The 10135-nt window shown below is 38.7% G+C and carries 10 protein-coding genes and 2 pseudogenes; 3 read left to right on the forward strand and 9 right to left on the reverse strand.

What is annotated here, in order from left to right; all coding sequences use genetic code 11:
• Positions 1-12: 12 nt before the first annotated feature.
• The 4 genes and pseudogenes from frxA to BZK24_RS08160 all read right to left on the reverse strand — a co-directional run.
• Positions 13-483: pseudogene (gene frxA, locus BZK24_RS08150) on the reverse strand (NAD(P)H-dependent flavin oxidoreductase FrxA); the annotation flags it as partial.
• Position 484: 1 nt separating this feature from the next.
• Positions 485-1342 carry an NAD(P)-dependent oxidoreductase gene (locus tag BZK24_RS08155; RefSeq protein ID WP_077657126.1) on the reverse strand — a complete coding sequence of 286 codons (858 nt, stop codon included), beginning with the start codon at positions 1340-1342 and terminating at the stop codon, positions 485-487.
• Positions 1343-1356: 14 nt separating this feature from the next.
• Positions 1357-1860, reverse strand: coding sequence for an SRPBCC family protein (locus BZK24_RS09725; protein ID WP_242423435.1), 504 nt, complete (start codon positions 1858-1860; stop codon positions 1357-1359).
• A gap of 13 nt (positions 1861-1873) precedes the next feature.
• Positions 1874-3082: a CCA tRNA nucleotidyltransferase gene (locus BZK24_RS08160; RefSeq protein ID WP_242423436.1), complete on the reverse strand. Its 1209-nt coding sequence runs from the start codon at positions 3080-3082 to the stop codon at positions 1874-1876.
• Positions 3083-3140: 58 nt separating this feature from the next.
• On the opposite strand from BZK24_RS08160, the gene queC reads away from it, so the two are divergent.
• Positions 3141-3827 (forward strand): 7-cyano-7-deazaguanine synthase QueC, encoded by a 687-nt coding sequence (gene queC / locus BZK24_RS08165; RefSeq protein ID WP_077657127.1) that lies wholly within the window; start codon positions 3141-3143, stop codon positions 3825-3827.
• Between the two features lie 67 nt (positions 3828-3894).
• Here the strand turns inward: queC and oipA are convergent.
• A pseudogene (gene oipA / locus BZK24_RS08170) lies at positions 3895-4814 on the reverse strand (outer inflammatory protein OipA).
• 174 nt (positions 4815-4988) lie between these two features.
• On the opposite strand from oipA, the gene BZK24_RS08175 reads away from it, so the two are divergent.
• Together BZK24_RS08175 and BZK24_RS08180 are read left to right on the forward strand one after the other, a co-directional pair.
• Positions 4989-5420, forward strand: a complete 432-nt coding sequence (locus BZK24_RS08175) for a hypothetical protein (protein ID WP_077657128.1) — start codon at positions 4989-4991, stop codon at positions 5418-5420.
• Positions 5421-5548: 128 nt separating this feature from the next.
• Positions 5549-5962 carry a hypothetical protein gene (locus BZK24_RS08180; protein WP_077657129.1) on the forward strand — a complete coding sequence of 138 codons (414 nt, stop codon included), beginning with the start codon at positions 5549-5551 and terminating at the stop codon, positions 5960-5962.
• 4 nt (positions 5963-5966) lie between these two features.
• Here the strand turns inward: BZK24_RS08180 and hydE are convergent, their stop codons facing one another.
• The 4 genes from hydE to BZK24_RS08200 form a co-directional block, all read right to left on the reverse strand.
• Positions 5967-7505: a hydrogenase biosynthesis protein HydE gene (gene hydE / locus BZK24_RS08185; RefSeq protein ID WP_077657130.1), complete on the reverse strand. Its 1539-nt coding sequence runs from the start codon at positions 7503-7505 to the stop codon at positions 5967-5969.
• Between the two features lies 1 nt (position 7506).
• Positions 7507-8043, reverse strand: a complete 537-nt coding sequence (gene hydD, locus BZK24_RS08190; RefSeq protein WP_001290836.1) for a hydrogenase biosynthesis protein HydD — start codon at positions 8041-8043, stop codon at positions 7507-7509.
• The gene (gene cybH, locus BZK24_RS08195) at positions 8036-8707 is read right to left on the reverse strand and encodes a Ni/Fe-hydrogenase, b-type cytochrome subunit (protein WP_077657131.1); all 672 of its coding nucleotides are present in this window, start codon (positions 8705-8707) and stop codon (positions 8036-8038) included. Before cybH ends, hydD begins: the two co-directional genes overlap by 8 nt.
• Positions 8708-8719: 12 nt before the next feature.
• Positions 8720-10135 (reverse strand): nickel-dependent hydrogenase large subunit (locus BZK24_RS08200; RefSeq protein ID WP_077657132.1); only part of this gene is annotated, 1416 nt, incomplete at its 5' end.

The following is a 10135-nucleotide window of genomic DNA, read 5'->3' on the forward strand; positions in this document are numbered from 1 at the left end:
TAGTTAGATGCTCCCTAACATGGCCGCTGCCATCATCATGTTCGCCATTTGGATATAAGTCTGCTTGCTAGCCCAATCAAACAAAGATCGTTCGTTATTGAGTTTCATATCGTTCTCTTGGAAATTTTTGATGATTTGAGCGAACCTTGAATTAGTGTCATAATCCCTTTTTTTAACCTCATGCATCACTTTCTTAACATAATCGCTGTCATAAGTAACGCCTTTTCGCGCAAGATAAATGACAAAATGGCTCGCTCCCTCTAAACCAAAAAGCGCCCCCCAGGCCATCGGTTTTAAATCTTCTTTCATGCGTTCATTCTTTAATAAAAGCATTTTCCATGGTTCAAGCCCGATTGAAGAAGGGGCTAACCTCCCCACTTCAACCAAAGCTTCCCAATCCTTTTGGGAAATACGACGATTAGGATCGTATTTTTTTGCAGCAAATCGTTGGTGCTGTAAAGCAATCACTTGTTCTCTGTCCATTTTAATGTTCTCCTTTTTCTAAATAATGATAAACGGCTACCATATCCAATGCACCCAAACCGGATTTTTCCGCTTGAGAATAAAGTTCTTGCGCTTTAGATAAGAATGGCAATTGAATCGCCTCTCCTGCTTCATTTTTAGCTAAACGAATATCTTTGAGCATGAGTTTCAAACTGAAAGCGGCCGGATAATTATCTTGCAACCACATGCCTTTTTTAGCTTGAAAGAGAGGCGAATTCATGCCAGATTGGCCAATAATTTGCAAAAACAACTCTGCATCAACCCCTAAATGTTTGGCTAACAGCAAAGCTTCTGAATAAGCGACCCCCATTTGAGCTAAAAGGCTATTGATGGATAATTTAGCCCCTGTCCCTTGACCAACTTTTCCTAAATAAAAGGTTTGACTCCCTAAATGCGCCAAAACAAGTTTGAGTTGAGCAACCACTTCTTTTTCACCTGCCGCTAAAATCAATAACGCCCCAGCTTTAGCCGCACCAATCGATCCTGAAACGGGCGCTTCAAGGTAAGTTACTTGATGCTTTTGAGCGATTTTTTCTAAAGATAAGCTTTCCAAAGGAGCGATAGTGCTCATATTTACCATGATTTTTTCAGACATCTGTTCCCAAAATTCTGGCACTAAAACAGCATCAATCGCCACTTTATCCGAAAGCATAATAAAAATCAGATCAACTTTAGCGGCTAAATCTATAGGGTTAGTATAAACCGCTACGCCTTTTTCTTTTAAAGAGGCTGCTTTGCTCTCTGTTCGGTTATAAACCGACACTTCTAAATTTGCATCGTGCAAACGAGCCGCCATAGGAGTCCCCATAGCCCCTAGTCCAATCCATCCGATTTTCATTCAATCCTCACTTATTAGCGTGAATACGCCACTAAACCATCTAACCAAGCTTGATGGCCGTTCAACATCGCATTAGGCACAGATTTCGCTAAAGCTTTAGCAGGGACTCCTAATTGAGTTTCTTGGGTTAAAATACGCACACGATGATTATCTAGTTTTTCAACTAGCCATGCATGGTAGGCTTCAAGATACTCATCGCCTTTAGCTTCATTCCAACCTCTCCAAGCCAAACGCAGTATGGTGTCTTTCAATTCAAACTCTTCCACCTGTGCCTCCACTAAAAAGCCAAAAGTTTCAAAACAAAAACGAGTCTTGTCTTTAAGAATGGTATTGTCTTGATTATGCATGTGGACATTCCCTGAATTTTTGTAATACTTTTCCCAACAAGACGCGTCTCTTAAGTGTTGCACCACTTTATTAAAATCCAAACCTTTGACAATGACTTCATTAGATACGAAATTATCAGTCTCTCTTGGAATCCATTTTTCAGGCCATTGAATCGCATTCATCGTTATCATGTTTTCTCTGTTTTTAATTTTTTCTGCCTATTGGCGAATGATTTATAGCATCATTAGGTAAATAATTATCTTTAACCCATTTTATCAGCCACTCTAAAGCATTGTTTTTAGGATTTTCAATAACCAAATTTAAGCATGCGTTTAAAATTTCGCTGATTTTTTGGTGTTGGTAGCCCAAGCTTTGAAGCGCGCCGCCCTTAAGGACTAGGTGTTCTTTTTTAAAAGGCTCGTTAGAATCAAAGATTTCTTTTAACAAGCCTTTGATTTTTAAAGCGTGTTTTAGGTTTTTGAGCGCATAAAAATCTAAAGCCAAATTAAAAGGCTCTAAATCGTAGTTTTTCAATAAAAATTTTAACTCTGTTTTATTATGAATATTTAAAAAAGCTTTATGGCATTCTTTAGCTTTTAAAAATAAAACACAAGTTTTTTTAGGATAGCGTAAATTTTCTAAACTTTTTTGATGCTTAAAAAACCCTAACAATCTTAATTCCAGATTGAAAGGCGCGTTTTTTAAAAACCCTAAATTTTCTATTTTTTCTTGAATAACCAACTCTAAAATTTCTTGATATTCTTTGGCCACTTCATAGGCGTTTTTCCCCATAAGAAGCTTATTCAATTCACTTTGTAAGCGTTCTTTAGAAAGGTGTTTTAACAAATCCTTACACGCAAAAACCGCTTCTTTAGTGCTTGCTGCTATCTTAAAACCTAAAGTCGCGCTAAATCGCAACGCTCTTAAAATCCTTAAAGCGTCTTCAAAAAACCTTAATCGCACTCCCCCCACGCATTCAATCGTTTGATTTTCAATCGCATTCTGCCCTTTAAAAGGATCAATCAACCCTTTTGTAGGGCTATAAGCGATCGCATTCATGCTAAAATCGCGCCGCTTTAAATCGTCTGTTAAATGAGCGCTAAAAACCAATTCTTTAGGCTTTCGGTGCTTGATATGCCCTTTTTCCATTCTAAAAGTTGTGATTTCATAGCTTTGATTGTTTTTAAGAGCCGTGATCGTGCCATGCTTGATACCGGTTTCTAGTACCCTAAAATGGTGTTTTAAAAGAAGCTCCTTGCTTTCATTGACTAAAGCGTTTGAAGTTAAATCGTAGTCTTTAGGGGTAATTCCCATCAAACAATCGCGCACGCACCCCCCTACCAAGTAAAGCTCATGAGAGGATTTTTCATAAATATCAAACAATTCTTGTAATTCTTTTTCTAACTCAAACACAATCAACGCTTTTATTTCTTTGTGTTATTATATCTTTTTAGAATTTTAAGGAATTTTGATGGAACAAGAAATTTGCGCGATCAGTTTTAGCGGCGGGCAAGACAGCACCACTTTAGCCGTATGGGCGAAAAAGCGTTTTAAAAAAGTTTATTTAGTGGGGTTTGATTACGCGCAAAAACACTCTGTGGAATTAGAATGCGCTCAAAAAATCGCTTCTCTTTTGCAACTCCCTTATGAAATCATCCCATTAGATTTTTTAGAGAATATCACCCGCTCCGCGCTTTTTAAAAACTCTAACGATTTAATGGGGCATTCGCATGCGCAAAATAAAGATTTACCCAATTCTTTTGTGCCTAATCGTAACGCCATTTTTATCACCCTTTTGCATTCTTACGCGCAAAAACTAGGGGCTAGCAATATCGCTTTAGGGGTTTCGCAAGCGGATTTTAGCGGCTATCCGGATTGTAAAGAAGATTTTATTAAAAGCATCGAGCATGCCCTAAATTTAGGATCAAACACGGCGATTAAAATCCTAACGCCTTTAATGTTTTTAAGTAAAGCGCAAGAATTTCAAATGGCTAAAGATTTAGGCGTCTTGGATTTAGTCATCAAAGAAACGCACACATGCTATCAAGGAGAGCGAAAGATTTTGCATGCTTATGGCTATGGCTGCGATAAATGCCCGGCATGCCAATTGAGAAAAAAAGGCTATGAAGAGTTTCAAGCTAAGGCTTTGTTTCAATAAAGCGTTGGTAAAAATACTCAAAAGCATGTTTAAGACAAGCAATCAAAGAGCGGTAAAAAGCGCATTTTTAATGTTTGTTTTTAAAGTTATATGTATAGTTAAGATAAACGCTCACCACTCTTTTATAATCCAATTTATCCCCGTAATCATCGCTATAGTAATTGACTTTAAACGCTGGCACTTTAACCCCTAATTCAACACTAGAACCCCCAAGATAGATTTCATCACCATAGCGATCAATATCGTATTCATCATTATTCCAACGAACGCCAAATTTTCCTTGCAACTGAAAAATCGTGCGGCTCTTGACTTGATTAAAAGGGGTGAGATTGTTACTTGCAAACCAAGTGCTAGCCCCTAGTTCCATGCCAATCACAAGCCCTGAAGATTTTCTAAATACATGCCTTGATGCTTTTTTTAATGTATTAGCGTCTAGCGTTCTGCCGGTCATATCTTTGTAAAATATAGAGAGCCCTTTTACCCTTCGTTCAACGTATTTTTGGGACGCTCGCTTATCGTTAGTCCAATTAATGAGCAAATCCGTATTGAAACCATAGGGTAAAAAAGCTATTAAACCGCTGCCAGGAACAGAACCAACGCCACCAAGTTGGTAACCGAAAAAAAGAGAGTGCCTAAACCCTATAATCCTTTTTTTACCCAAAAAATATTTATACCCCAAGCTGAGTTCATTGAAAATACCGCCAGACCCGCCATTTCCTGCGAATCGGTTAGCGATTTTGTTTGAATCTTTCACTGCATTTAAGGCGTTTTGTGCATCTCTTATGGCTTTTGTGTTAGGGAATAATGAATTTTTTGCGTTATTGATCGCTTGATTTAAGGCGTTTTCTGCTGAAGCTTTTTCGCCGATGCTACCTTGTCCTTGAATATAGCTTCCTTCTGCAAAATTTAAACCTAAATAAAATCCGTTCCTTTCAGCGTGGAGCCAAAACGAGAGAGAGAGAGAGTTAGTAAGAGAGCTTTTTTCATGGTTTTTCTTTGGTTTAAGATTTGATATTATTGCTAGGTATTTTATCATAAAATAAGGTTTTAGTATGGGGTTTTAATGAAAAACACAATTAAAATGAAACAGCCACAAAAGCTTAATGAATATTAAATTAAAAACATGTTAATCTTTAGTTATTTTAAAATTTAGGAAAACCCATGCATCAAAACAATTCCGCTCATCTTTCTAAAATCATTCTTTTTTTAAACACCGGCTTTTTAGCCTATCTGTTAAGTGCTTGTGGGGCGAATGTGCCTATAGAAGAAGTGATAGTTAAAGATCCTAAAGAAACCAAAGCCCAAGAAGTCGCCAGAGAAGAAAACGCCATCCAGCAAGAAAACGCCACTATTGATGCGCGCACCACGCCTTTAATCAATCGTTTCACTAATTATAACGCTTATGGCTCTTTAAACGGCTTTTACAATTCAGTGGATAACCTCAATTCGCCCATGCAAAATGGGATGTATGGAGGCTATTACATGCCCTATTACTACATGCCCTATGGTTTCATGCCTTATGGGTCAGGTCTTATGCCTTATGGGCCTTATGGGTATGGAGTGCCTGGATACTTCCCTTACGCTTTTTATTGATTGAGTGGCTTTAGAAAGCGTGGTGGTGTTGGTGTTTTTGCTCAAACGCGCTTGTGTTTTCTAATGGTTATTTCTAACATGCTAGGGTGGTGTGATAGAAAAAAACTATATTAAGAGGAGATATTCTTATGCGTATAGTTAGAAATTTATTTCTTGTATCGCTTGTGGCTTATAGTAGCATGTTCGCAGCGGATTTAGAAACTGAAACTAAAAGCGAAAAAAAAAGCAGTAAAAAGTTTTACAAACTCCATAAAAACCATGGATTAAAAACCGAGGCTAAAAACGACAAAAAGCTTTATGATTTCACTAAAAATAGCGCTTTAGAAGGCATAGATTTAGAAAAAAGCCCTAACATTAAAAGCCATAAAAAAAACGATAAAAAGTCTTACAAACAACTCGCTAAAAACAATATCGCTGAAGGGGTGAGCATGCCGATTGTGAATTTCAATAAAACTCTGTCTTTTGGGCCTTATTTTGAAAGGACTAAAAGCAAAAAAACCCAATACATGGACGGCGGGCTGATGATGCACATCCGCTTTTAAGCCCTTATTCATAATCCAAAAATGCATGCGTTTTAAGAGCGAGGGTTTTAGGGAAATACCGCACAAACAAATCCAAAAACACTTTTTCGCCAAAGAAATCCCCAGCGATCGTTACTTCTTGGACGCTAAAATTTTGCGCGTTATCCCAAATGAAATTCCCTAAAAACTCCGCTAAAGAATCCAAAATCCCCAAACTCAAAATTTCATTTTCCACGCCCGCAAGCCTGAAACTCATCGCGCTGTGCATGATCTTTGAAAAGTTTAAAGCCATTTTCAAAGAATCGTTTTTAAGGATTTTATAATCAATTCTAGGACCTTTAGGGCGTAAGCATTCTTTAGCCAAAGAAATAACGCTATGCGAATGAAAATCCTCGCTATAACCCAAAACAAAGCCTAAAATGCGAAAAAAATCCAATAAATTCGCGCCCCCTAGATTGTATTGAGAAAGCCCTGCAATGCGCGCATAAAAATCAGGGAATTTAGCCGCGTAGTTTTGTAGCATTCTGGAGGCTTTTTCATCTTGTTTGAGGAGGTTAAATATTTGATTAAAATCAAATTTAACATTTAAAAGCGTTTTTAAAGAACCATTAGCATGCAATAACAACCTTGTAGGGCGCTTGAAACTAAAATATAGAACGATAGAATTGGGGGTTGTGCTTAAAAACTCTAATTCATCTTTAAAGGGAAGGGTAGAAAGATGGTTTTCTAACACGAATTTTTTAGAGGGTGTGATCAAGCGTTTAGGGGTTTTAAAAAGCGCTTCATAATGCAAAAGCGCTTCACAAGAACGGCTTTCATGCATAAAAACAAATTCTATGCCCTCATCTTGTAAGATATGACACAATAAATTCAATATGGGGTCATAGGGCAGTTGGGCTATGATTTCATCGTTTTTAAAAGTATCCTTAAACACGCTTTTTAAAGGGGCTTTGATAGAGGGTTTTTCCAAACTGGCCAAATATTTAGCGTCCTCTAAAGGCAATTTAGTGCAGGTTAAAACGCTAGAAAGATCGCTAAAAATAACGCTTGGAGAGGGATTTTTTAAAGAAAAAAATAACGCCCCCCTAGAAGTGAAAATAGGGATAAAATCCTGTGTTTTGAGCATGCCTTTTAATTGGGTTAAACAATCTATAAGCTCTTTAGGGCTATAAATCATTTTCCCTTTAAAAGCGGTGTTTTCAATCAAGCCCAGAGTATCGGCATATAAAGATGAATTGTTATCTAAAAAGTTTTGATGCTCTTTAGCGTTCATAAAAAGGGGCTTTGAAAGGCTTGTTGTTTGGAAAAGATTTTCATCTAAAGGCTCTGTGATTTCCTTTAAAGACAAAAAGCTAAAATCTAAAGAAAAGGGTAATATCTCGCTTAATTTTTGCGCGAATTCTAAAGTGATCTCAGCACTCGCTTGGAGGTAGAAAGAAGTCGTATTATCCTTATAAACGCTATAAAAACGCGCTTGCAAATGGAGCGCCATTTGCTCTAAAAGGGGCGTAAAAATTAGGCTTGTTTTTTCATTAACGCATTTAAAAAGAAAGACAAACACCAATTCAAAAACCCTTATAAGAGAGTTCAGCGATACAATCTAAGGCAATATGATCGGTGCGTTGCATTTTAACCCCCCATGCGTTGAGTCGGGTTTCTATGGCTTTTAAGGCTGTTTCTAAAGCGTTTAACATTTCGCTTGAAAGTTTGAAAGTGGTCTCGCTCCCTATCACAAAAGGCACAAGCCCCACGATAAAAGTTTTAGGCAAATCCCCTAAAAACTCCGTGAGCCTTAAAGTGTGCAGCATTTCCACTTCATGCGCGCTCCCAGCCCATGTGATTTCTTTAGGAGCGTCCTTAAAATCAAAGGCATAGACTGATCCTATCTCAACGCCTTTAGCGCTCACGCAATCCAAAATCAAAACCTTTTCATACGAAGTGATTAAAGGAATGAGTTGCTGAGCCATTGTCCCCCCATCCACAATATCCACACTAGGGAAAAAAGAAAAATTCTTTTTAAGGTAGTGGGCTAGATGCACCCCAATCCCTTCATCGCCAAAAAGGATATTGCCAATGCCTAGAATTAGGATTTTTTCACTCATTCTTGGTATAACCATAGCCATTAATCATAGAATCCGCCCCTGAACTATCATACCTGATAGAATGGAAAAACACCATATAAACATGCACAGGGACAAACAAAATAAACCCCCAAGTCGCTAAGTGGTGGATAAAACGCACGTTCGCTAACCCCCCACAAAGCGCTTCAAACCACTTAAAAGTGCTTGCTAAAAACGCCCCAAGCCCCGCATGATAGACATTATAATACAGCACTATCCCGCTCAAACTCATCAATACGATCAAAACAACCAAAGTGAAATAAGCCACGAGTTGGATAGGGTTATACGCTCCTTTAGTGTGGGGTTTGCCGCTGATAAGAAAATACGCTTTCATCTGATCGATCCAAGCTTTTGGGCTTAAAAGTTGGCCAAAACTCCTGCGCTCCATCAAACTTTCTTTAGTGAAAAAAAGATAGGTTCTAAAGATTAATGCGCTAATGAGTAAAAACCCAAACATGACATGAAAAGAGCGCACATAAGCTTGTAAAAGATACACCCCTTTATAAAAGCTGGAATTAGGCTGCAAAAAAGGGTAAGCGATGTAAAACCCTGTAGCGATTAAAGCAAAAATACTCAAAGCCCTAACCCAATGGAAAAAGCGCACAAAACCGGAATATTCTTTGTGTAAAACAACCTTTTTATCCATGCGTAACCCTTTTTAGAATTTAGCGAAATTAGGCTCTACTTTAAACTCGTTTAAAGACTGCCCTTTAAAATCCATCACATGCACGGAGCATGCGATGCATGGGTCAAAAGAATGGATGGTCCTAATGATTTCTAAAGGCTGGGTTAAATCAGCGATTTTAGTGCCAATCAAGCTCATTTCATAAGCCCCCCTTTGATTTTGAGAATCTCTAGGCCCCGCATTCCAAGTAGAAGGCACCACCGCTTGATAATTTTCCACCACGCCGTTTTTAATACGCACCCAATGGCTTAGCATGCCCCTTGGCACTTGACCAATATAGCGCCCTTTATATTCTTGATTTTTATCAATGTGATAAGGAGCGCAAGTGCTTTGATCGCTTTTTAGATTTTCCACTAACGCATCAAACGCCAAAAGGCCATTATCAGCGATCGTTTTGGCTTCAATGCACCTTGCAGCGGTGCGCCCAAGCGTTGAAAACAACGCCTCTAAAGGCAGTTTAGTGTCTTTTAAAAACTTCGTAGCCACTTCAGTAACATAAGGGTTTTTCGCCGCTAAACCTACCACTACGGAACTTAAAGGGCCTACTTCCATGGGCTTACTATCGTATCTGGGCGATTTGATCCAAGAATATTTATTTTGAGTGTCAAGCACTTTAGCAGGGATGATTTTATTTTCAATCCCCACGCTCTCGCCGTCTTTTAAACCGGTATAATGCGGGTTCGTTTGCCCGTCATAAGGGTGGAGTTGCACTTCTTTAGTGTCTTCGTATTGATACCAAGAATGCGTAACTTCTTCTTTAATCAAACTCTCATCAATGGGGTGCAGTTTAGAAATATCCCCATCAAGCACCACCCCACTACTCAAAAGGTATTTATCCTTCCCGAGCAACACTTCTTCATAAGCGATAAAATTCCTTAAGCCACAGCCTTTAATAACCGATTGTTCGTTAGCAAACATTTCGCCCGCCATCACCAAATCAGGGTAGTAAGCATGGTTGATGAAATTGGCCACCACTTCAAACTTGCTCTTCCACTCCGCCAATCTCGTCGGATCCAATATATCCATAACACTCGTAACACCCCCTACCGTTAGGCTTTGCGGGTGAGGCTGTTTGGCCCCAAAAATAGCGGTCATTTTCGCCGCTTCCCTTTGGATTTCTAAAAGCTTGAGGTAGTGGCTTAAGACGATTAAATTTTGCTCTGGGCTTAAACGATAGGTTTTATGCCCATAGTAGCCGTTACTGAAAGGTCCTAAAGATCCGCTTTTAGCGAAATCGCTCAAGCGTTTTTGAACCGCTTTTAATTCGCCGGCACCGGTATTAATGGGATAAGGGCTGTATTTGAAAGAAAGTTTTGCCGCTTGAATGGGATCGGCTTTTAAAGCGCTCATAATATCACACCAATCAAGCCCTAGCAAAGCATAAAAATC

The organism is Helicobacter pylori (assembly GCF_001998165.1).
GTDB classification, from domain to species: Bacteria; Campylobacterota; Campylobacteria; order Campylobacterales; family Helicobacteraceae; genus Helicobacter; species Helicobacter pylori_DL.

What these genes read in the sequence shown, in the direction of transcription:
- BZK24_RS08155 (WP_077657126.1), bottom strand. Translation starts at nt 1,342, where the DNA reads ATGAAAATCGGATGGATTGGACTAGGGGCTATGGGGACTCCTATGGCG.
- BZK24_RS09725 (WP_242423435.1), bottom strand. Translation starts at nt 1,860, where the DNA reads ATGATAACGATGAATGCGATTCAATGGCCTGAAAAATGGATTCCAAGA.
- queC (WP_077657127.1), top strand. Translation starts at nt 3,141, where the DNA reads ATGGAACAAGAAATTTGCGCGATCAGTTTTAGCGGCGGGCAAGACAGC.
- BZK24_RS08175 (WP_077657128.1), top strand. Translation starts at nt 4,989, where the DNA reads ATGCATCAAAACAATTCCGCTCATCTTTCTAAAATCATTCTTTTTTTA.
- BZK24_RS08180 (WP_077657129.1), top strand. Translation starts at nt 5,549, where the DNA reads ATGCGTATAGTTAGAAATTTATTTCTTGTATCGCTTGTGGCTTATAGT.
- hydD (WP_001290836.1), bottom strand. Translation starts at nt 8,043, where the DNA reads ATGAGTGAAAAAATCCTAATTCTAGGCATTGGCAATATCCTTTTTGGC.
- cybH (WP_077657131.1), bottom strand. Translation starts at nt 8,707, where the DNA reads ATGGATAAAAAGGTTGTTTTACACAAAGAATATTCCGGTTTTGTGCGC.